The sequence below is a fragment of the Micrococcus sp. iso_239 genome (assembly GCF_056173395.1).
Window position 1 is genome coordinate 2096952 of record NZ_CM149672.1, and the last position, 20968, is coordinate 2117919.

General features: G+C 74.1%; 19 protein-coding genes and 1 riboswitch. Of the genes, 7 read left to right on the top strand and 12 right to left on the bottom strand.

All coding sequences use genetic code 11. The annotated features are described in order from the left end of the window. Positions 1–20: 20 nt before the first annotated feature. The 6 genes from AC0VX2_RS09780 to AC0VX2_RS09805 form a co-directional block, all read right to left on the bottom strand. Positions 21–728, bottom strand: coding sequence for a GntR family transcriptional regulator (locus AC0VX2_RS09780; RefSeq protein ID WP_095694948.1), 708 nt, complete (start codon positions 726–728; stop codon positions 21–23). Then, entirely contained in the window at positions 725–2500 is a 1776-nt protein-coding gene (locus AC0VX2_RS09785) for an acetyl/propionyl/methylcrotonyl-CoA carboxylase subunit alpha (protein WP_396729673.1), read from the bottom strand. The genes AC0VX2_RS09780 and AC0VX2_RS09785 overlap by 4 nt, the downstream gene beginning before the upstream one ends. Next, a complete protein-coding gene (locus AC0VX2_RS09790; RefSeq protein ID WP_144918912.1) occupies positions 2497–4257 on the bottom strand; it encodes a 5-oxoprolinase subunit B/C family protein in 1761 nt (586 codons plus the stop codon). Before AC0VX2_RS09790 ends, AC0VX2_RS09785 begins: the two co-directional genes overlap by 4 nt. Further along, positions 4254–5021, bottom strand: coding sequence for a LamB/YcsF family protein (locus tag AC0VX2_RS09795; RefSeq protein WP_036338774.1), 768 nt, complete (start codon positions 5019–5021; stop codon positions 4254–4256). The genes AC0VX2_RS09790 and AC0VX2_RS09795 overlap by 4 nt, the downstream gene beginning before the upstream one ends. Before the next feature lie 225 nt (positions 5022–5246). Continuing rightward, complete coding sequence (locus tag AC0VX2_RS09800) at positions 5247–6491, bottom strand: alpha-hydroxy acid oxidase (RefSeq protein ID WP_119217813.1); 1245 nt, start codon at positions 6489–6491, stop codon at positions 5247–5249. 49 nt (positions 6492–6540) lie between these two features. Then, positions 6541–7902 carry an MFS transporter gene (locus AC0VX2_RS09805; RefSeq protein ID WP_269295325.1) on the bottom strand — a complete coding sequence of 454 codons (1362 nt, stop codon included), beginning with the start codon at positions 7900–7902 and terminating at the stop codon, positions 6541–6543. Positions 7903–7941: 39 nt separating this feature from the next. On the opposite strand from AC0VX2_RS09805, the gene AC0VX2_RS09810 reads away from it, so the two are divergent. Further along, the gene (locus tag AC0VX2_RS09810) at positions 7942–8670 is read left to right on the top strand and encodes a GntR family transcriptional regulator (protein WP_144819996.1); all 729 of its coding nucleotides are present in this window, start codon (positions 7942–7944) and stop codon (positions 8668–8670) included. A gap of 98 nt (positions 8671–8768) precedes the next feature. Here AC0VX2_RS09810 and AC0VX2_RS09815 read toward each other — a convergent pair whose 3' ends face one another. Beyond that, positions 8769–9920 (bottom strand): glutathione S-transferase family protein, encoded by a 1152-nt coding sequence (locus tag AC0VX2_RS09815; protein ID WP_475432579.1) that lies wholly within the window; start codon positions 9918–9920, stop codon positions 8769–8771. Positions 9921–9932: 12 nt separating this feature from the next. On the opposite strand from AC0VX2_RS09815, the gene AC0VX2_RS09820 reads away from it, so the two are divergent. Beyond that, positions 9933–10748, top strand: a complete 816-nt coding sequence (locus AC0VX2_RS09820) for an MBL fold metallo-hydrolase (RefSeq protein ID WP_101966105.1) — start codon at positions 9933–9935, stop codon at positions 10746–10748. Positions 10749–10821: 73 nt separating this feature from the next. Then, positions 10822–11358, top strand: coding sequence for a universal stress protein (locus AC0VX2_RS09825; protein WP_020628186.1), 537 nt, complete (start codon positions 10822–10824; stop codon positions 11356–11358). Positions 11359–11374: 16 nt separating this feature from the next. On the opposite strand, the gene AC0VX2_RS09830 is transcribed toward AC0VX2_RS09825, so the two are convergent. Further along, positions 11375–12952 (bottom strand): mechanosensitive ion channel family protein, encoded by a 1578-nt coding sequence (locus tag AC0VX2_RS09830; protein ID WP_251393437.1) that lies wholly within the window; start codon positions 12950–12952, stop codon positions 11375–11377. Positions 12953–13086: 134 nt separating this feature from the next. Between AC0VX2_RS09830 and hisD the strand changes: the two genes are divergently transcribed. After that, on the top strand, positions 13087–14403 hold the full coding sequence (gene hisD, locus AC0VX2_RS09835) for a histidinol dehydrogenase (RefSeq protein ID WP_144819998.1): 1317 nt from the start codon (positions 13087–13089) through the stop codon (positions 14401–14403). Positions 14404–14413: 10 nt separating this feature from the next. Further along, on the top strand, positions 14414–14782 hold the full coding sequence (locus AC0VX2_RS09840) for an RNA-binding S4 domain-containing protein (RefSeq protein ID WP_129867170.1): 369 nt from the start codon (positions 14414–14416) through the stop codon (positions 14780–14782). A gap of 47 nt (positions 14783–14829) precedes the next feature. Here the strand turns inward: AC0VX2_RS09840 and AC0VX2_RS09845 are convergent, their stop codons facing one another. After that, a complete protein-coding gene (locus AC0VX2_RS09845; RefSeq protein WP_240739714.1) occupies positions 14830–15444 on the bottom strand; it encodes a hypothetical protein in 615 nt (204 codons plus the stop codon). Between the two features lie 191 nt (positions 15445–15635). Beyond that, positions 15636–15755: riboswitch (SAM riboswitch) on the top strand. Between the two features lie 73 nt (positions 15756–15828). Here AC0VX2_RS09845 and AC0VX2_RS09850 point away from each other — a divergent pair. Both AC0VX2_RS09850 and AC0VX2_RS09855 read left to right on the top strand, forming a co-directional pair. Further along, positions 15829–16353, top strand: a complete 525-nt coding sequence (locus AC0VX2_RS09850; protein ID WP_020628180.1) for a flavin reductase family protein — start codon at positions 15829–15831, stop codon at positions 16351–16353. Between the two features lie 238 nt (positions 16354–16591). Then, complete coding sequence (locus AC0VX2_RS09855; RefSeq protein ID WP_010080175.1) at positions 16592–16795, top strand: cold-shock protein; 204 nt, start codon at positions 16592–16594, stop codon at positions 16793–16795. A gap of 210 nt (positions 16796–17005) precedes the next feature. Here AC0VX2_RS09855 and AC0VX2_RS09860 read toward each other — a convergent pair whose 3' ends face one another. The 3 genes from AC0VX2_RS09860 to AC0VX2_RS09870 form a co-directional block, all read right to left on the bottom strand. Continuing rightward, positions 17006–18226: an MFS transporter gene (locus AC0VX2_RS09860; protein WP_355504464.1), complete on the bottom strand. Its 1221-nt coding sequence runs from the start codon at positions 18224–18226 to the stop codon at positions 17006–17008. A 116-nt stretch (positions 18227–18342) separates the two neighbouring features. Beyond that, entirely contained in the window at positions 18343–20337 is a 1995-nt protein-coding gene (locus AC0VX2_RS09865; RefSeq protein ID WP_186315394.1) for an FMN-binding glutamate synthase family protein, read from the bottom strand. 31 nt (positions 20338–20368) lie between these two features. After that, entirely contained in the window at positions 20369–20950 is a 582-nt protein-coding gene (locus tag AC0VX2_RS09870; protein WP_036316171.1) for an acyl-CoA thioesterase, read from the bottom strand. Positions 20951–20968: the final 18 nt, after the last annotated feature.

A 20968-nucleotide genomic window follows, 5' to 3' on the forward strand; every position in this document is an offset into this window, starting at 1 on the left:
GTCCGGGCCCGGGGAGGCGGTCAGTCCCCCACGGCGGCGAGGTGCGCCAGGACGAACTGCTCCGCCTCGTCCAGGTAGTCGCCGAACACGGCGTGCACCGCGGGGAGGTCGCCGGCCAGCAGCCGCTCCACGATCCACCGGTTGCGGTCCGCGAACTGCACGTGCAGGCGCGTCTGCTCGTCCATGGGATGGAACGCCAGGCGCACGCGGGCCTGCACCGACGCCATGAGCCGCGTGAGCTCGGGGGCGCCGGCCAGGTCCACGATGCCGACGTGGACGCGATGGTTGGCGTCGCCCAGGACCCGCGCGGGGGTGTCCGGGCCGCCCGAGAGCAGGTCCTGGGCACAGCGCAGCTGGCGCGCCGCACCGGGGGTGAGCTCGCCGTGTTCGAGGGCGCCGAGCTGGATCACCCGACGCGTGCGGTACAGCCCACGCACGTCCTCCGGACCCGGCGCCGCCACGAACACCCCGCGGTGCGGCCGGCGCTCCACGAGGCCCTCCGAGGCCAGCATGGTGAACGCCTCGCGCAGGCTGTTGCGGCTGACCTGGAGCTCGGCGGCCAGCGCCACCTCTCCCAGTCGCTCCCCCGGCACGAGCCCGGCCGCCGCGATCCGCTGCCGCAGCTGTGCGGCCGCGGCCACGGGAGCCGGAGCCGGGGCGGACTCGCCGCCGCCGACGCCGGGCGCGAGGCCTTCCCCGGTGACACCGCCGCGCGCCGGCACCCTCACGCCCCCAGCCGGGCGATCGCCTGGCCGCGCGTCACCGAGGCCGGGGTCTCGGCCACGAGGAGCTGGATCCGGCCCGCACGCGGGGCACGGATCGGCGTCTCCATCTTCATCGCCTCGACGATCGCGACCGTGTCACCCTCGACCACCTCGGCGCCGTCCTCGACCTTCCACGAGGCCAGGGTGCCGGTGACCGGCGAGGCCACGGCGCCGTCGTCGTCGGGCTTCCCGGCGCCGGCAGCGCCGGCCGGGGCCGCGGCACCCGCGCCGCCGCCTCCGAGGAGGGCCGCGTAGAGATCGGCGGGCAGGCCCAGGCGCACGGCGCGGCCGTCCAGCTCGACGGTGACGGCGGTGCGGCCGCCGGCGGGCACCTCGGCGCTCAGGTAGGGGGACTCGGCCAGCGGCTCGGCGAACTCGGACTCGATCCACGTGGTGTAGACGCCGAGGCGGTCCCCCGAGGTGAAGGCGTCCTGCTCGAGCACGGCGCGGTGGAACGGCACCACGGTGGGCACGCCGTCGATGCGCAGCTCGGCCAGGGCGTCGCGGGCGCGGGCGACGGCCTGGGCGCGGTCCTCGCCCCACACGATGAGCTTGGCGAGCAGGGAGTCGTACTCGCCCGGCACCACGGAGCCGGTGCGGACGCCGGAGTCCATGCGGACCCCGGGGCCGGTGGGGGCCTCGAACGCGTCGATCGGGCCGGGCACGGGCAGGAAGCCGTACGCCGGGTCCTCGGCGTTGAGGCGGAACTCGAGGGCGTGGCCGCGCGGCGTCGGGTCCTCGGGGATGCTCAGCGGCTCGCCGGCGGCGACGCGGAACTGCTCGCGCACCAGGTCCACGCCGAAGACCTCCTCGGTGACCGGATGCTCCACCTGCAGGCGGGTGTTCACCTCCAGGAAGCTGATGAGGCCGTCCGGGGCCACGAGGTACTCGACCGTGCCGGCCCCGGTGTACCCGGCGGCGCGGCAGATCTCGCGGGCGGAGGTGTGGATGCGCTCGCGCTGCTCGTCCGTGAGGAACGGCGCCGGGGCCTCCTCCACGAGCTTCTGGTTGCGGCGCTGCAGGGAGCAGTCGCGGGTGCCGAGCACGGCCACGTGGCCGTGCTCGTCGGCGAGGACCTGGGCCTCCACGTGGCGGGGGCGGTCCAGGAAGCGCTCCACGAAGCACTCGCCGCGCCCGAACGCGGCCACGGCCTCGCGGACGGTCGCCTCGAACGCGTCCTCGACGTCGCCGAGCTCACGCACCACGCGGATGCCGCGGCCGCCGCCGCCGAAGGCCGCCTTGATGGCGATCGGCAGGCCGTGCTCCTCGGCGAACGCGCGCGCGGCGGCGGCGTCCGGCACGGGGCCGTCCGAACCCGGCACGAGCGGGGCGCCCGCCTGCTGGGCGAGGGAGCGGGCGGTGATCTTGTCGCCGAGGGCGCGGATGGCGTCCGGCGACGGGCCGATCCAGGTCATCCCGGCGTCGATCACGGCCTGCGCGAAGTCGGCGTTCTCGGAGAGGAAGCCGTAGCCCGGGTGCACGGCGTCGGCGCCGGCGCGGCGGGCGACGTCGAGGACCGCGTCGATCTTCAGGTAGGTGTCCGCCGAGGACGCGCCCGGCAGGTGGAAGGCCTCGTCCGCGACGGCCACGTGCAGGGCGTCGGCGTCCGGATCCGAGTAGACGGCGATCGAGGCGATGCCGTGGTCGCGGGCGGCGCGGGCCACGCGCACGGCGATCTCGCCGCGGTTGGCGATGAGCACCCGCGTGACGGGGCGGGCGACGGGGGTGGTGGTCATGCGGGGGTCTCCTCGGAGGGCGATGCGGAGTCGACGACGGTCTCGGCGCCGGGGCGGGGATGGGGGACGAAGCGGACGCGGGCGCCCGGCGGCAGCTGGGCCGCCAGGCTGAGGTCCGCGCGGGCCACGACGCCGATCACCGGGTAGCCGCCGGTGACCGGATGGTCGGAGAGGAACAGGACGGGCTCACCCGAGGGCGGCACCTGCAGCGCGCCGCGCACGGCGCCCTCGGACTTCAGCTCACCTTCGCGCACGCGCTCGAGCGGTGCGCCGTCGTCGGGGGCCGTGAGGCGCACCCCGATCCGGTCGGTCTGCTGGCTCACGTCCCAGACCTGCGTGAACAGCCGCTCCAGGCCCGCCTCGCCGAACCAGTCGTCGCGGGGGCCGGGGACCACGCGCAGCACGGCCACCTGGCCGGGCGCGGGCATGGGGCGCAGCGAGGTCTCCGGGTCCCCCACCGTCGCGACGCCGGCCTCCGCCGAGGCGGGGGCGCCGGCGGCGGTCGGGCTCGCGGCGGAGGCGCCGGCGGCGCCCCTCGCATCCGGGCCGACGCGGCGGGCGAGGCGGTCCCCCGCCGTCAGCGGGGCGGGGCCGAGCCCGGACAGGGTGTCGGTCGAGCGGCTGCCGAGCACGGGCGGCACGTCGATCCCGCCCCGGAGGCCCACGTACACGCGCAGGCCGCCAACCGGCTCGTCCACCGTCAGCGTCTGGCCGTCCAGCACGACGAACGGCGTGCGGGCGGGCACCCGGCGCGTGGCGCCGTCGGCCGCGGTGATCGTCCCGCCGGCCTCGGCGCCGGCCAGGGCCATCACCTGGTGGCCGTGCGCGGTGAGGGTGAGGCCGCCCAGGGCGGTCTCCAGCACCGCCTCGCGTGAGCGGTTGCCCACGAGCCGGTTCGCCTGGCGCGCCGCGTCCCGATCGGCCGCGCCGGACACGACGACGCCGAGGTCGCCCAGGCCCGGGCGGCCCAGGTCCTGGACCAGGGTCAGGAGCCCCGGGTCCACGACGGTGACGCCGCGGCGGCCGGCCACGGACGGGAGGCCGGCCGCGGCGTCGGCGGGCGGGGTGGCGTCGACCGCCGCGTCCGTGCCGGAGGTGACGGACGCCGTCGGGCGCACGGGGACGTAGCGGACACGGTCGCCGGGCTGCAGCAGGGCGGGCTGCTCGCGGCCGAGGTCCCACAGGGCCGCGGTGGTGTGCCCCAGCAGCTGCCAGCCGCCGGGCGAGGTGCGCGGGTAGACGGCAGAGAAGGCCCCGGCGACGGCGACGGCGCCCGCGGGGACGGCCGTGCGGGGCGAGCTGCGGCGGGGCGCCTCGAACGGGGCCGCCTCGGAGGCGCAGTACATGAACCCCGGCGCGAAGCCGCCGAACGCGGCGAACCAGTCGGCCTCGCTATGGGCCCGGATGACGCCGTCGACGCCGAGCCCGGTGAGCCGGCCGACCTCGGCGAGGTCCTCACCGTCGTAGACCACGGGGATCTCGACGACGCGGCCCCCCGTCAGCTCACCGGCGTCGGGGGTGAGAGTGCTGACCCGCGGTGCGGCGTGCTCGGCGGCGGCCTGCGAGGTGAAGGTCACCAGGACGGTCGCGGCGGCGGCCATGACCTGGCGCTGGCCGCGCTCCGGGTGGGCCGTGAGGTGGGCGTGGACGGCCATGACGTCCTCAAGCGAGGCGCACTCGACGAGGAAGCCCTGGGTGCCGACCCAGCGGATCGGGCGGGCCGGCGGCTCGGCGGCGGGGTGATGTGGGGCGCTCATGCGAAGGCCTTGATGGCCACGCCCGCGCCCTCGAGCGCGCGGCGCACGGCCGCGGCCATGGCCACGGCGCCGGGCGTGTCGCCGTGCAGGCAGATGCTCTCGGCGTCGACGCGCACGTCCGTGCCGTCCACCGCCGCGACGACGCCCTCGGTTGCCAGGCGCACCATGCGGGCGGCGACGTCGTCCTCGTCGTGGAGGACCGCGCCGGGCTCGCGGCGGGAGACGAGCGTGCCGTCCGGGTTGTAACCGCGGTCCGCGAAGGCCTCGGCGACGCCGCGCAGCCCCGCGGCGGCCGCCTTGTCCAGGGCGACGGAGCCGGGCAGGAGCAGCAGCGGGAGGTCGGAGCCGAACGCCTTGACGCCGTCGACGACGGCCTGGGCGTGCGCCTCGTGACGGACGATCGTGTTGTAGAGGGCGCCGTGCGGCTTCACGTAGCGGACCTGGCCGCCGGCCGCGCGGGCGAGCGCGTCGAGGGCGCCGATCTGGTAGAGGACGTCATCGGCCAGCTCGGTGGGCGTGCAGTCCAGGAAGCGGCGGCCGAATCCGGCGAGGTCGCGGTAGCCCACGTGCGCGCCGATCGTGACGCCGGCGGCGACCGCGTCACGGCAGGTCTGGGCGATCCCCGAGGGATCGCCCGCGTGGAAGCCGCACGCGACGTTGGCGGAGGAGACGGAGGGCATGATGGCGGCGTCGTCCCCCATCGTCCACGAGCCGAAGGACTCGCCGACGTCGGAGTTCAGGTCGATCTGCGGCGCGTGAGACACGGTGCAGTCCTCTCGGATCGGGCCCGGCTGAGGTGCCGGTCACACAATCTTGAGGCATGAAGGATGATTGTTCAACAATCCCCGGCGCGCCCTGCTGGCGCTCACCCGGTCCGCACGGCAACGCGGGTTGAGTTCTCACGGGTGTCCCCGCCCAGGACCCGCGACAACTCAACCCGCGTTGCAGGCCGGGCCGAGCGACGTCAGCGCGGCGCCGCGATGGCGCGCTCAGCCTTCGAGCCAGGGCGCGCGGACGCTGGCGGGGGTGAGGTCCGCCGTCGTCGCGGCGCCCATGAGGGACATCGCGACCTCGACCTCCTTCGCGAGCAGCTCGATCACGCGACGCACGCCCTCCTGGCCGCCGGCCATGAGCCCGTAGAGGTACGCCCGGCCGATGAGCGTGAAGTCGGCGCCCAGGGCGAGGGCGGCCACGATGTCCTCGCCGGTCAGGATGCCGGAGTCGAGCACGATCGGCACGTCCGCCCCGGCCTCCTCGCGCACCGCGGGCAACGCCTGCAGGGAGACCGGCGCCCGATCCAGCTGCCGGCCGCCGTGGTTGGACACGACCAGCCCGTCCGCGCCGACGTCGAGCGCCCGCCTCGTGTCCTCCCGCGTGAGGATGCCCTTGACCATCAGCGTGCCGGGCCACACCGAGCGGATCCACTCGAGGTCGCGCAGGCTCAGCGTGGGGTCGAACATCCCGTTGATGATGCTGGGCAGATCGCCGGCGGAGTCCGAGAGCGAGGCGAAGGTCAGCGGGTCCGTGGTCAGGAAGTTCCACCACCACTCGGGACGGTACGAGGCGTCCACGACGGTCTTGGCGCTCAGCCGCGGGGGGATGGTCATGCCGTTGCGGACGTCGCGCAGCCGCTGGCCGGCCACGGGCGTGTCCACGGTGACGAGCAGGGCGCCGTAGCCCGACGCGGCGGCGCGCTCGATGAGGTCGCGGGCGCGGTCGCGGTCCCTCCAGAGGTAGAGCTGGAACCACCGGTCGCCGTCGCCGGACGCTGCCGCCGTCTCCTCGATCGAGCGGGTGCCCATCGTGGAGAGGCTGAACGGGATGCCCGCGGCGGCCGCGGCCGCGGCGCCCGCGTCCTCCCCCTCGGCGTGCATGAAGCGTGTGAAGCCGGTGGGCGCGATCCCGAACGGCAGCGCGGACCGGGCTCCCGCGATCTCGACCGACAGGTCCGGGGCGGCCACGCCGTGCAGGATCCGCGGCAGCAGCTCCACCGAATCGAAGACCTCGCGGGAGCGGCGCGCGGTGACCTCGCGCTTGGCGGCGCCGTCCACGTAGTCGAACGCGGCGGCCGGGGTGCGACGCTTGGCGATCGCGCGCAGGTCCGCGACGTCGGCCGCCCGGGCGAGCCGGGCCTGGCGCCCGAGCCCAGGCGGGGAGAACCGCATCAGCGGGGCGAGCTCGGCGACGTCGGGCAGGCGGCGGGTCAGCGGGGTGAGGCGGGAGGGGCGGGACATGGGGTCCTTTCGGGGTCGGTGGATCGGAGGGGCGAGGGCGGGCGTCGGCTCAGTGTTCGGCGGCGGGGCGGGCGCGGAGCCAGAGGACGACGGCGGCGGCGGACGTCAGGCAGCACGCCGCGACGAAGCACGCCGCCGGCCACCAGGCACCGCCGGCCTGCCCGACGAGCCACGCGGCGACCATGGGGGTGAATCCGGCGACGACGGCGCCGTTGGCCTCGCGGGCGATGCCGATGCCGGAGAAGCGCTGACGGGGCGGGAACAGCCCGGCGAGGAAGGAGCCCTGCGCGCCCGAGGTCAGGGCGATGACGAACGCGTAGCCACCCGCGATGGCCAGGCCTGCGGTCACAGCAGAACCGCTGGCCATGCCTGCGAACAGCACGAACACGTACCCGGCCCCCAGGAGGGAGCCGAGGGCCAGCACGCGGCCCGCGTCGAAGCGGTCCGCCGCCCAGCCGCCGACGGGGGTGGCGAGGACGCCGGCCAGGGACCCGAGGGTCACGGCGCCGAGCGCCTCGGGCCGGGTCAGGCCCACCGACGCGGAGGTCAGGAACGAGAGGGCGAACACGGCCATGGCGTAGTTCAGTGCGTTGTGGCCCGTGATGGAGAGGAAGCCCGCCATGAGGGCCCGCCCCCGCGTCCGGACCAGCTCGACGGCGGGGGTCTTCTCCCGCTCGCCCCGTTCGGCGGCGCGGCGCTGCGCCTCGCGGTATTCCGGTGTCTCGTCCAGCCTGCGGCGGATGAACCAGGCGAGCACGAACAGCACGGCCGAGGCGAGGAACGGCCAGCGCCAGGCGCCTGCCAAGAGTGCCTCGTCGCCCAGGGAGGCCACACCCAGGAACGCCGCGGTGGCCAGGGCGATGCCCGCCGGCGGTGTGGCCAGCACGAAGGAGGTGTAGAGGCCGCGGCGGGCCGGCGGCGCGAACTCCGCCACGAGCGTCATGGCCCCCGCGAGCTCGGCGCCGGCTCCCATGCCCTGGAGCAGCCGCAGGAGGACCAGCAGCACGGGCGCCAGGGCACCGACCGCCGTCGCAGTGGGCAGGAGGCCGATGCCGACGGTGGCCACGCCCATCATGAGGATCGTGAGCAGCATGGCCGGGCGGCGACCATGGCGGTCGCCGAGATGGCCGATGAGCGCCCCGCCCAGCGGGCGCGCCACGAAACCGACCGCGAAGGTGGCGAAGGCGGCCAGCGATGCACCCGAACCGACGCCGGCGAAGAAGAGCGGGCCGATGACGAGGCCGGCGGCGGCCCCGTAGAGGGCGTAGTCATACCACTCGATGAGCGTGCCCGTGACGGCCGCCGTCAGGGCGCGACGTGCGCCAGGGGTCATGCCGCGGGAGTGGTCCGGGCGGGAGTCGACGGAAGGCTCCGGGGTGTGGGGGCTTACCGCGGATCGAGTGGTGTCCATGAAATATCTTTCTATCAGCACGGTGATACAGTCCACAACATGCATGACGGGACAGGTGGGCGGAGCGACGACGGTCGCGACGGCCCGGCCCTGGGCGCCCCAGCACCGGGTGCCTCCCGGACCCCTCGCGGTCAACGGGTGCTCTCCGAGCTGCGCGGCCTGATCCTGACCGGGGCGATCCGTCCCGGTGAGGTGCTCGTGGAGCCCCAGCTCGCCGCCCGCTTCGCGACCTCCAAGACCCCTGTCCGCGAGGCCCTCCACGTCCTCGCCGCCGAGCACCTCGTGACCGTGCTGCCGAAGAAGGGGTATCTCGTCGCCACGATGACGCCGCAGGACCTCGCCGAGGTGCTCGATCTGCGCATGCTCCTGGAGCCGCACGCCACGGCCGAGGCGGCGCGGTACGCGGATGCCGCGGGCGTGGCCCGTCTGCGCACCCTCCTCGCGGACCAGGGCGTCGCCACCGATCCCCTGGAGCGGATGCGACACGCGGCCGACCTGCACCGATCCCTCGCCCTGCTCGGACGGAACGGGCGCCTGTCCACGTCGCTGGAGCGGTGCTTCGATGAGACGGCCCGGGCCCATCACGTCCTCGGCGGTCTCAACGCGCACATGGAGTCGGACGTCGAGCTCGATGAGCATGCGCGCATCGTGGACGCGGTGGAGTCCGGAGACGCGGAGGCCGCCCGCGAGGCCATGCGCACCCACCTGCGCACGATCCGCCGCGTCACCCTGCGTCAGTGGACCGACGGCCCGGGGCTCTGGGACTGACCCCCGCACCGCACGCCAACGCGGGTTGAGTTCTCACGGGTGTCCCCGCCCAGGACCCGCGATAACTCAACCCGCGTTGCGGGCCGGGCCGAGCGGCCTCACCGCAGCGGCGTGTGCTCCGGGTCCACGCGCTCGCCCTCGCGCACGGGCCCGGGTGCGGTGCCGCCGCCCCACGGGTCCCCGCCGAACGCCTCACGCCCGTGCTCGCTCAGCCAGCTCGCCAGCTCCGGGCCCGCGGGCACGATGCCCGTCGGGTTGATGTCCTCGTGGACCACGTAGTAGTGCTCCTTGATCTGCGCGAAGTCGATCGTGTCGCCGAAGCCCGGGGTCTGGAACAGGTCGCGCGCGTAGCCCCACAGCGCCGGCATCTCGGTCAGCTTGTTCCGGTTGCACTTGAAGTGCCCGTGGTACACGGGGTCGAACCGCACCAGCGTGGTGAACAGCCGCACGTCGGCCTCGGTGATCCGCTCCCCCATCAGGAAGCGGCGCGTCGTCAGGCGCTCCTCGAGCCAGTCCATCGCGGTCCACAGCCGCTCGTACGCGGCGTCGTACGCCTCCTGGGACCCCGCGAAGCCGCACCGGTACACGCCGTTGTTCACCTCGGTGAACACGCGCTCGATCACCTCGAACATCTCGTCCCGCTCCGGCCCGGCGTCGGGGATCAGCTGCGGGGCGCCGTCGCGGTGGAACGCGGTCCACTCCGTCGAGAGGTCGAGGGTGATCTGCGGGTAGTCGTTGGTCACGACGCCGCCCGTCGGCACGTCCACGATCGCCGGCACCGTGATGCCCCGCGGGTAGTCGGGGAACCGCGTGAAGTAGTTCTCCTGGATCCGCTCGGTGCCGAGCACGGGGTCCTTCCCGCCCTCGTCGAGGTCGAAGGTCCAGGACCGCTCGTCGTGGGTCGGCCCCGGGGTGCCCAGCGAGATCGCGTCCTCCAGACCGAGCAGGCGCCGCACGATGATCGTCCGGTTCGCCCACGGGCACGCCCGCGCCGCCACGAGCCGGTAGCGGCCCGCCTCGACGGGCCACGCCTCGGCCCCCTCGGTGAGCCCGCCGCCCACGCGACCGACCGTGGACGGCTCGGCCACGGGCAGGACCCGCGCGGCCTCCGGGTCCGCCACGATCCGGTCCGCGATGTAGTTCGTGTCCCGCGTGAACTCCGCCCCGGACTGCACGTAGTTGCCCTTGAGCCCCTCGCGCGAGTCGATGGTGCCGCGGTCCGCGGCCTGGCCGGTCTGCTGGTTCTCCATACACTCGAGCCTATGACGACGACCACCGCCACGCCCGGCCCCACGCCCGCCCCGCTGGTGCGCTGCGTGACCGCCCAGAACCCCTCCCCGATGACCCTCGCGGGCACCAACACGTACGTGGTCGCCACACCGGGCTCGGACGCGGCCGTCGTGGTGGACCCGGGCCCGGAAGACGACGTCGCCGCGCACCTCGAGCGCGTCCGTGCGGCGGCCGAGGGGCGCCGGATCGCGCTCATCCTGGTGACGCACCGGCACGCCGACCACACCGGCGGGGTGGACGCGTTCCACGCGGCCACGGACGCGCCCGTGCGCGCCGCGGACCCGGACTGGTGCCGCGGCGGGGCCGCCGTCCTGACGCCGGACGAGCGGATCGACGTCGCCGGCACCCCGGTGCTGGCGTGGCACACCCCGGGCCACACCTCAGACTCCTACTCGTTCGCCGTCCCGGACGCGGGCGCGCACGGCGCGGTCATCACGGGCGACACCATCCTCGGCTCGGGCACCACCATGCTCGACCACCCGGACGGCACCCTCACCGACTACCTGGCCAGCCTGCGCCGCCTCGAGGCGGCGGGCCCGCTCACGGTGCTGCCCGCGCACGGGCCCGTGCCGGGGCCGCTGGACGTCGTCGCCCGCGACTACCGGCACCACCGCGAGGGCCGCCTGGAGCAGATCCGCGCCGCCCTGGCCGCGCTGCCCGAGACCGAGGCGGCGACGATCACGCCCGAGGACCTGGCCCCGCGCATCTACCCCGGCCTCACCGGCACCGTGGCCCGCGTGGCCGTCCAGACGGTGGCCGCGCACCTGCGCCACCTGCGCGAGGGCTGAGCCCCTCCGCCGCGGGCCCGGCCCGCACTACGCTGACCTCAGACCCGTCCCCTCGACCCCGCGGAGGCACCCCATGACCATCCTCGTCGGCTACGCCCCCTCGAAGGCCGCGGACGCCGCTCTGGACACCGCCCTGGACATCGCCCGCTCCACCGGCGAGCACGTGGTGGTGGTCAACGCGGGCCCCGGCGGCGAGCACCGCACCAAGTCCCTCGTCACGGAGGAGCAGCAGCGCGGCGTGCAGGCCCGGTTGGACGCCTCCGGCGTGACGGCCGAGTTCCGCCAGTACGCGCGCGGCCGGTCCACGGTGGAGGAGATGAAGGACGTCGCCGCGGAGCTGGACCCGTCCATCGTGGTCATCGGCGTGCGCCGCCGCGGCGGCTTCGGCCGGTTCGTCATGGGATCGGTCTCGGACGAGCTGCTGCAGGAGATCGATCAGCCCGTGCTGTGCGTGAAGGAGTACCGGCAGTACGGGGACCACACGCCCGAGGCCGTGAGCCACGTCGCCGAGACGGACCCGGGCACCCACGGCCTGCCCGCGTCCGAGCCGATGGCCGAGCGGCGTCGGCTCACGCCCGTCGATCCCGGGGACCCGACGCTCGAGCGCTGAGCGCTCCCGCCGGGCCTCAGTCCTCGTCGTCCTGACGGCGGCGCGTGACGGCGTCGTCGAGGAGGCCGTCCGTGTGGGAGCCGGCGCCGCTGCGCCGCCCGGCCTCGTCCGCCGCCGCGGCCTCCGCCGCCTGCTTGGCCTGCTGCGCGCGCCGCTCGGCGAACGCCTCCTCGCCCGGGCCGGCGAGTTCGCGGTTGCGCTGCACCGCCGTCATCGAGCCGGTGTACAGGCCGGAGTGGTCACCCACGCGGGTCAGCGGTGTGGTGAGGGTGTCCGGGCGTGGATCGGCGCCGTCGACGCGCGGCAGCGGCGCGGTGCGCGGGCGCGGCTCGCGGGCCGCCACCCCGGAGCCGTCCGGGCCCGGCTCACCCGTCCGGTCGCCACCGCGGGCCCCCGCGTCGGATCCCTCGGAGGCGGGCGCCGCGTCGTCGTGGGCGGGGTGCCGGTCCACCATGCGCTGCACCACGATGCCCTCGGGGTGCTCGTGGCGCAGGAAGGCCACGAGGTCCTCGCGCACGAGGCAGCGCAGGTCCCAGAGGTCGCCGGAGTTGCGGGCGGAGACCACGGCGCGGATGCGCACGACGCCGCCGGTCGCGTCGGTCACCTGCAGCGCGTGTTCGCGTCCGTCCCACAGGTCCGTGGACTCGAGCAGCTGGGTGAGTCGTGCGCGCAGCACGTCCATGGGCACGCGCCAGTCCACGTCCAGCTCCACGACGCCGGAGACCTCGGCGCCCACCCGCGTCCAGTTCTCGAACGGCTGGGTGGTGAAGTGCGAGGACGGGTAGACCATGCGGCGACCGTCCCAGAGCTTGAGCACCACGTTGGACAGGGTGATCTCCTCGACGGTGCCGAACACGCCCTCCATGTCCACCACGTCGCCCACCCGGATCGCGTCCGTGAAGGCGAGCTGGAAGCCGGCGAACACGTTGGTCAGCGTGGACTGCACGGCCAGGCCGGCGATCACCGAGATCACACCGGCGGAGGCGAGCAGACCGGCCCCGAGCGAGCGCACCTCGGGCACCCCCAGCAGGACCACGGCGACGGCCACCACCACGATCACCGCGTTGAGGATGCGCCGGATCAGGATGGTCTGCGTCCGGATGCGTCGCTCGCGGCGGTGCTCGACGCCGGTCTCCTGGTAGCGGCCGAGGATCCCCTTCTCGATCACGCCGACCAGGCGCCACGCGGCCCATGCGACCGCCGCGGCCACGGCGATGAGCATCAGGAACGACGCCGGCCGGTACCAGGTCTGCTCCTCGGCCATGACCCCGAGCCAGATCCGGGAGGCCAGCAGGCCGGCGGCGACGGCGGCCGGCAGGCTCAGCCGCGCGGCGCCCTGCTGGAACGCGGGGCGGCGCACGAGCACGACGCGTGCCACCTGCAGGGCCAGGTACACGACCGCCGCGCCGATCGCGAACGCCATCAGCACGGTCAGCAGCGTCCCCCATTCCACGCCGAAGGCCCGCGTGGTGGCGGCCGCCCCGTCCTGGAAGTCCCCCTCCACCCCGGTCGGCACGGTCTCGCCCGCCAGGAGGCGGTCCAGGGCGGTCAGCAGGGGCGGGGTCGCGAGGGCGGGCAGGACGGGGAAGACCATGACGACAGTCTGACACCCGCCCCCGGACGCGCCCCGGAGAAGAGCACAATGGAGCCTGACCGTCCGCGCGGTCCGGGCCCGGCCGTCGTCGCGCCCCGTCCCGCCGGCCCGCCGCCGCCCCTCTGGAGGAATCCGTGCTCTCCGTCACCGACCTGCGCCCACTCGACACCGCCACCGCGGACCTGTCCCGCATCATCCCGCGGGCGAACGTGGACGTGTCCTCCGTGGTGCCGGTGGTCGCCCCGATCATCGAGCGGGTCCGCCACGGCGGCGAGCAGACCCTGCTGGAGCTGGCCGAGCGGTTCGACGGTGTCCGTCCGCCGGCCCTGCGCGTGCCCGCGGAGGCGCTCGAGGCCGCCCTGGCCGGGCTCGACCCGCGGGTGCGCGCCGCCCTGGAGGAGTCGATCCGCCGGGCCCGGCTCGTGCACGACGCCCAGCACCCCCAGGACTCCACGGTCGAGCTCGGCGAGGGCGCCGTCGTGGAGAACCACTGGATCCCCGTGGGCCGCGTGGGCCTGTACGTGCCCGGCGGCCGCGCCGTGTACCCCTCCTCGGTGGTGATGAACGTGGTGCCCGCGCAGGCGGCCGGCGTGGGGAGCCTCGCGGTGACCTCGCCCCCGCAGCGGGACCACGGCGGCCTGCCCCACCCCACCGTGCTCGCCGCGTGCGCGCTGCTGGGCGTGGACGAGGTCTACGCGGCCGGCGGCGCCCAGGCCGTGGCCATGCTGGCGCACGGCGTCCAGGACGACGACGGCGGGTGGCTCTGCGCGCCCGTCGACCTGGTGACGGGGCCCGGCAACGTGTACGTGGCCGCCGCGAAGCGCGCCCTGCAGGGCGTGATCGGCGTGGACGCCGAGGCCGGGCCGAGCGAGATCGCCGTGATCGCGGACGGCACCGCCCGCGCCGACTGGGTGGCCGCGGACCTGATCAGCCAGTCCGAGCACGACCCGCTGGCCGCCTCCGTGCTCATCACGGACTCCGAGGACCTGCTCCGGGACGTGCTGGCGGCGATCGAGGCGCAGGTGCCCGGGGCGTTCCACGAGGACCAGATCCGCGAGGCCCTCACCGGCCCCCAGTCCGGCGTGCTGCTGGTGCGGGACATGGACCAGGCCGTGGAGGTCTCCGACCGCTACGCCACCGAGCACCTCGAGATCCAGACGCGCGACCCCGAGGCCCTCGTGGGGCGCATCCGCAACGCCGGCGCCGTGTTCGTGGGCCCGTACGCCCCCGTGCCGCTGGGCGACTACTCGGCCGGGTCCAACCACGTGCTCCCCACCTCGGGGACGGCCCGGCACTCCTCCGGTCTGAACACCGTGACGTTCCTGCGCCTGCAGCAGCGCATCCGCTACACGGAGACCGGGCTCGAGGAGGTCGCGGACGAGATCGGCGTGCTGGCCGAGGACGAGCGCCTGCCCGCGCACGGCGCCGCGATCCGCGCCCGCTTCGCGTGAGGGGGCGGGCGTGAGCGGCGTCCGCATCGACGCGTGGCTGTGGGCCGTGCGGCTGTACAAGACCCGGTCGGCGGCCACGGCGGCCGTGCGCGCAGGCCACGTGCGCATCGACGGCGAGCGCGTGAAGGCGGCGACGCCCGTCGTCGTCGGGAACCGGGTGCGGGTGCGCCAGGACGGACGCGAGCGGATCCTCGAGGTCACGGGGCTGATCGCCAAGCGGGTGGGTGCCCCCGTGGCCCGGCAGCAGTACGTGGACCACTCCCCGCCGCCCGTGCCGCGTGAGCTGCTCGCGGTGCCGTACCGCGAGCGGGGCGCGGGCCGGCCCACCAAACGGGACCGCCGGCAGCTGGACGCGCTGCGCGGCCGCGACCGACGCTGAGCGACTCAGTCCTCCCCGCGCCGTCATCCGCCGTCGTGATGGCAGCCTCATGCGGAGGGTGCGGTCAGCACCATCCGGAACGGCTTGTCGTTGTCCACCGTGACGGTGAACGTCATCGGCCCCGCCTCATCCACGGGGGGAGTCGCCGCCGACCAGCCGCCACACAGCGCCTCCGACCCGGCCATCCAGGTCTTCGTTCCCCCGCCACCCCGTGAGGTCAGGATCTCCGTCTCACCGGTGGCATCCGAAGGACACAGCACGATGACCCGAAGGACCGCACCCTGTTGAGCGTCCACGGTGATCTGCTGTGTGCCCGTCCCGACCGCCTCCTCCAGGACGGACTCCTTCTCCGGGTCGAGATAGCCCGCATCCGGATGCCGGCGCGTGTACTCGACCAACGTCATCCCGTCCTCCTCGAACAGCGCGGCGGGGAGTGCTTCTTCACCGGCGGGTGACGACGCGGACGAACCGGTGGCGGAGGCCGACCGGGTTGCCGAGGGGGCCGCTGACGTCACGGTGACGGAGGACGCCGCAGCGGTGGATGCATCCGCGGTGGAGGAGACGCTGCCCGGGGAAGCGGAGCATCCCGAGATGGCGATACCGAGGAGAGCCGCGACGACCACGGCGGCCGACAATGCCGCACGCTTCTTCTCGATGTCCATCCGCATGATCCGATCCCTCTCAGAGAACCGACTGCGGGGCCGCGGGCTGCGGTCTCGAGCCCCCCTCTCGAGTGGCTTGATCCTGGCTGGCGATGCGCGGTGTGTCAAGCATCACATCGGGCAGCTCGGATGACGCCGCGCGACCGCCGCGCTTTGACCACCCCACGGACCCCTCCGTAGGCTGACCCCAGAATCACGAGTTCCCGTCATTCACGGCCCTGGCCGGCGGGACGGCAACCCTCTCACGCAGTAGTGGGGTGCTCCAGGTGATGATTCGGCCCCTCGGACACCCCGACGGGCAAGTACCGCGCCTCCGCGGATCCGGGCGATCCGCGTTCCCGCCTTCTGCGGAGCCGCGCCAGTCATCGGAAGAGGACGCGCGCCATGACCCTGACCCACGAACCCCACACCGCCACGTGGGACACCGACCTGTCCCTCGGCAACCTCCGCTCCGGCCTCTCGGCCTTCCCCACCGGGGTCGTCGCGCTGGCAGGCCTCGCCGACGGCGTCCCCGAGGTGATGGTCTCCTCCTCCTTCGGCGTGGGCATCTCCTGGGAGCCGGCCCTCGTGTCCTTCTCCGCGCAGAACAGCTCCCGCACCTGGCCGCGCCTGCGCCGGGCCGGGGCGATCGGCGTCTCCCTGCTCGCGGCGGACCAGACGCCGCTGTGCCGCCAGCTGGCCTCCCGCGAGGGCGACCGCTTCGCCGGTCTCGACGTGCACCGCAGCCCGCACGACGCCCTGCTGATCGGGGGCTCCTCGCTCTGGCTCGAGACGCGGGTGCACGCCGAGGTCCCGGCGGGCGACCACACGGTGGTGCTGCTGGAGGTGACGGCCTTCGCGGATCACACGGACGCCGCTCCCCCGGCCGCCCTGCACCGCAACCTCTTCCACGGCCTGCGCGCGCTCTGAGCGAACTCCAGGTGAACAATCGGGCCCCTGGTTCCCGGTCGGCGAGATCCGTGCAATGATGGAGCCTGAAGTTGATCAAGCTGTATCCCGCCATCTTCACTGCTCGTCAGCCCGGCATCGCCGGCGTCGATGAGTGTTGGGCAAGCGGTTCAGTCTCGCCGCTTCACCCGCGTCCCACATCCGGGCCGCGGTCCAACACCGCCACCGCACCGCGGGGGCACATCGAAAGGACACCATCATGGCTGTCGGTACTGTCAAGTGGTTCAACGCTGAGAAGGGCTACGGCTTCATCGCCCCCGAGGACAACTCCGCGGACGTGTTCGTGCACTTCTCCGCCATCCAGGGCAACGGCTTCAAGGAGCTCCAGGAGAACGACCGCGTCGAGTTCGAGACCCAGGACGGCCCCAAGGGCCTCCAGGCCGCCAACGTGACGAAGCTCTGATCTTCGCCTGACGCACGGCTTCCGACGCCCCCGGTCCACACGGACCGGGGGCGTCGTCGTGTGTCAGGCGTCCACGCCCCGCCGCGCACTGCGCCGCACTCCGCCGTACGCCCGTTCGACCGCGGCGCTGCGACATCACCGCAGGGCTGCACTGCGGTGATGTCGCTGAGGCGCGGTCCTCCGGGGTGGGCCTCGTCCTGGCCCTGCGCGTCAGGCCGCGCCCCGCCGACCCACGTGGCGACGCAACAGCAGCACCACGCCCAGGGCCAGCAGATACCCGGCCGCGACGACCGCGAAGCCGGCCCGGTAGTCGCCCGTGACGTCGCGCAGCAGGCCCATCAGCAGCGGGCCCAGGGCGAAGCCGGCGTACATGCCCATCGAGTTCGCCCCGGTCGCACGGCCCAGCCGCTCGGCCGGCACCTCGCTCAACAGGCCCGCGTTGATCACCACGTTGGCGCCCAGCACCGTCAGTCCGTGCACCGCGGCGCCCACCCACAGCAGGACCGGCAGATCCAGCAGGTCCGCTGCGAGGAACACCAGGACGCCGGCCACGGCACCCAGGCAGATCACGGTCAGCAGGGTGGTGGGCCGGTCTCCGGAGCTCATCCGCCGGCTCCACCCGATCCGGGAGAGCACCCCCACCACCCCGGACACGGCCGCCGCGGCACCGCCGGCCACGAGCGTCATCCCCAGCGTCTCGACCGCGAACAGCGGCAGGTACGTGTTCGTGGCCTGCATGCCCAGGCCGGTGAGGAACGCGATCGCCGCGAAGAACCAGACCGTGGCCGGCAGGGGCGAGGTGTCCCGCCGTCGTCGTCCGCCGACGGGGCCGGTGGCCGGCGGCGGCGCCCCGGGCAGCGGCGGGGCGGCGACCAGCGCGAGCACCCAGAGCGCCCCGATGAGCACCGCGGCCCCCAGCGCGGCGCCCGTCCAGCCGAGGGCGAGGGACGCGGCCGGGAAGAACAGGCCGCCGACCAGCTGGGCCGCCTGCACGCCGGACTGCTTCACCCCGACCCACCCGATGCGCCTCTCCGGCGGCACCACGGTCCGGATGATCCGGTTCGTGGTGGGGTTGGAGATGGCCTGCGTGACGCCCGCGACGGCGGCCGCCGCGTACAGCACGGGCAGGGACGGGGCGACGGCGCCGAGCACGAGCGCCGCGGCGGTGCCGCCGAAGATGATGCTCAGCTGTGCGCGGGCGGACAGGCGGTCGGCGGCCCGGCCGAGGCCGAGCGAGGTGACGGCGGCCGCCGCGAACACGACCGTCATCACGGTGCCGAGCTGGCCCGAGGTGACGTCGAGCCGCTCCATCACGACCGTGGAGGAGGCGGAGACGCCGTAGTTGAACAGGGGCCCGGCGCCCATCGCCGCCAGCAGCACCCACAGCAGGGCCGCGGAGGGGCGGCGAGCGGCGGGGGCGGGCAGGGTCACGGCCCCAGGCTACGACCCCTCACGCGACGAGGCGGGAAATCTATCTCATGGGCGCCCGGGGGCGTCGTGTGAGGTGGATTTCCCGCCTCGAAAGCGGGGGTGACTGCGGGGGTGGGTCAGCCGACGCGGCCCTCGCCGCGGTGCTCGCCCTCGACGCGGCCGGTGGTCCCCCGCTGGGTGACCTCCTCGCCGTCCTGGCGCTCGGGCCGCTCGCCGGCCTCCGCCGGCAGGCCCTCGTTCTCGTCGGTGGGCGTCTCGCCGGCGGTGGCGGCGGGTGCCGGATCCTGCGGGGCCCGACGACGGCCGCCGTGCGGGGACAGCGACTCACCCTCACCCAACGAGCTGACGCGCGGCATCGGCGACGTCGTCAGCGGCACGGACTCGGTCTGCCGGGCGTCGACGAGCGTGGAGCCCGTCCCGGAGATGGGGGAGCCCTGCACGGGGGCGCCGGCCGCCTTGCGGCCCGGGATCAGCAGCTCGGAGCGCCACTGGGGGTCGCGCTCGGTGAGGTAGTCCACGCGGGCGTGCTCGCCGAAGTGGTCCGCGTCCGCCTCCTCCCAGTCCATGGCCCAGCCGGCGGGCGGGTCGTTGAGCAGCTCGTCCGTGCGCAGCCAGTGGTAGATGGACGCGTACGAGCGGGTGCTCAGGTGGTCCACGCGGCGGCGCAGCATGCGGGTGTTCAGCTGGGACGGATGCGTCAGGCCCATGGACGCCATGATCTGCACGGCCTCGCGCACGGTCAGGCGGTGGTAGTTGAAGACGCGGTTGCCCTTGTCCTCCACGTCGAGGGCGCGCATCAGACGCGGGTCCTGCGTGGCCACCCCCACGGGGCACTCGTTCGTGTGGCACTTCTGCGCCTGGATGCACCCGGTGGCCATCATCATCGCGCGGGCGGACATGGTGAAGTCCGCGCCCTGGATCAGACGCTTGACGATGTCCGAACCGGTGGCGACCTTGCCGGCCGCGCCGAGCTTGATCATGTGGCGCAGACCGGTGCCCACGAGCGCGTTGTGCACGAGCATGAGGCCCTCGGTCAGCGGGGTGCCCACGCGGTCCGAATACTCGAGCGGGGCGGCGCCGGTGCCGCCCTCGGAGCCGTCCACGATGATGAAGTCGGGGGCGATCCGCTCCTCCCAGATGGCCTTGGTCATGGCCAGCACGTCCACGCGGGAGCCCACGCAGAACTTGATGCCGATCGGCTTGCCGTCCGAGAGCTCACGGAGCTGCTCGATGAACTTGACCATCTCGCGCGGGGTGCGGAACGCGGAGTGGGACGCCGGGGACAGGCAGTCCTTGTCCATAGGGATCTCGCGGGCCTCGGCGATCTCGGGGGAGATCTTCTCCTTGGGCAGCATGCCGCCCAGGCCGGGCTTCGCGCCCTGGGAGATCTTGATGGTGATGCCCTTGACCTCGGGCAGCAGCGCCTTCTCGGCGAACTTCTCCGGGCTGAAGGTGCCGTCCTCGTTGCGGCAGCCGAAGTAGCCGGAGCCGATCTCCCAGAACAGGTCCGCGCCGTTGCCGCGGTGGTACTTGGTGAGGCCGCCCTCGCCGGTCTCGTGGATGAACCCGCCCAGGCCGGCGCCCTTGTTCATGGCGATCACGGCGTTGGCGGAGAGGGAGCCGAAGGACATGGACGAGATGTTCATCAGCGAGATGTCCACGGGTCGGCGGCAGTCCGGGCCGCCGATCCGCACCGTGGGGGGCTCCTGCGGCGGGTTGACCGGGGCGGTGGAGTGCAACAGGAACTCGTAGCCGATCTCCGAGGTGTCCCGCTCGGTGCCGAACGCCTTGTGGCTGTCCAGTCCCTTCGCACGGGCGTAGACGATCGAGCGGGTGTCCCGGTCGAACGGCTTGCCGTCGAAGTTGCGCTCGATGAAGTACTGCTGGATCTCGGGGCGGATCGACTCCAGCAGATACCGCATGTGGCCGAGCACGGGGTAGTTGCGGAGGATCGCGTGCCGCTTCTGGGTCATGTCCCACACGGCGAGCACGAGCAGCGCCACCAGGAGCACCGCCAGCACCCACCACGCGCCGCCGCCGATGGCGGCCACCAGCACGACGACGAGCGCGGCCAGCGAGAGGGTCGCGACGATCAGGAGTCTGTTGTTCACCCGACCATCGTGCCCTATATCACTCGAACGTTCATCCTCGCCGCACTGTGTCGAGGTCCCACGTGTGGGGCAGGGGCGTCCGGGCCGACGGCAGGGCCACGCTGCGCCGCCACTCGTGCAGCCACTCCGGCAGCGTTGGCTCCCCCGCGAGGTCGTGGCCGGCCGCCGCCGCGATCGCCCGGACCTCGTCGTTCTCCACGGGGCGGCCGTCCTTCTTGCGCAGGCGCGTGCAGATGTACGCGCGCACCGCGACGTCGCCGTCGACCACGACGCGCTGCTCGAACCACACTGCGCGCTCATCCAGGCCGATCATCCGCGTCTCCACGTCGAACCGCTGCCCCAGGGTCACCGAGCGGCGGAACGCGATCTGCTCGGCCTGCACCACAGGCGTCCAGCCGCGACGGCGGATCTCGTCCCACAGGCCGGTGCGGACCATCGCGTCGAAGCGGCCGAGGTCGAACAGCCCGAAGTACTGGCCGTTGTTGACGTGCAGGGCCATGTCCACGTCCGTGGGCAGGGCGCGCATCGGCAGCGTCGTCGGCTCCCAGAGTCCGGCGCGCGGGCGGCGACGCGCGCGGGCGACGACCCAGATCGTGCGGGGGATCAGATGCATCGGATGTTCCTCCTCGGG

Bases quoted from the DNA above. Each gene is read 5' to 3' on its own strand.
- AC0VX2_RS09785 (WP_396729673.1), bottom strand. From the start codon at position 2,500: ATGACCACCACCCCCGTCGCCCGCCCCGTCACGCGGGTGCTCATCGCC.
- AC0VX2_RS09790 (WP_144918912.1), bottom strand. From the start codon at position 4,257: ATGAGCGCCCCACATCACCCCGCCGCCGAGCCGCCGGCCCGCCCGATC.
- AC0VX2_RS09800 (WP_119217813.1), bottom strand. From the start codon at position 6,491: ATGTCCCGCCCCTCCCGCCTCACCCCGCTGACCCGCCGCCTGCCCGAC.
- AC0VX2_RS09805 (WP_269295325.1), bottom strand. From the start codon at position 7,902: ATGGACACCACTCGATCCGCGGTAAGCCCCCACACCCCGGAGCCTTCC.
- AC0VX2_RS09810 (WP_144819996.1), top strand. From the start codon at position 7,942: ATGCATGACGGGACAGGTGGGCGGAGCGACGACGGTCGCGACGGCCCG.
- AC0VX2_RS09815 (WP_475432579.1), bottom strand. From the start codon at position 9,920: ATGGAGAACCAGCAGACCGGCCAGGCCGCGGACCGCGGCACCATCGAC.
- AC0VX2_RS09820 (WP_101966105.1), top strand. From the start codon at position 9,933: ATGACGACGACCACCGCCACGCCCGGCCCCACGCCCGCCCCGCTGGTG.
- AC0VX2_RS09825 (WP_020628186.1), top strand. From the start codon at position 10,822: ATGACCATCCTCGTCGGCTACGCCCCCTCGAAGGCCGCGGACGCCGCT.
- AC0VX2_RS09830 (WP_251393437.1), bottom strand. From the start codon at position 12,952: ATGGTCTTCCCCGTCCTGCCCGCCCTCGCGACCCCGCCCCTGCTGACC.
- AC0VX2_RS09845 (WP_240739714.1), bottom strand. From the start codon at position 15,444: ATGGACATCGAGAAGAAGCGTGCGGCATTGTCGGCCGCCGTGGTCGTC.
- AC0VX2_RS09850 (WP_020628180.1), top strand. From the start codon at position 15,829: ATGACCCTGACCCACGAACCCCACACCGCCACGTGGGACACCGACCTG.
- AC0VX2_RS09855 (WP_010080175.1), top strand. From the start codon at position 16,592: ATGGCTGTCGGTACTGTCAAGTGGTTCAACGCTGAGAAGGGCTACGGC.
- AC0VX2_RS09870 (WP_036316171.1), bottom strand. From the start codon at position 20,950: ATGCATCTGATCCCCCGCACGATCTGGGTCGTCGCCCGCGCGCGTCGC.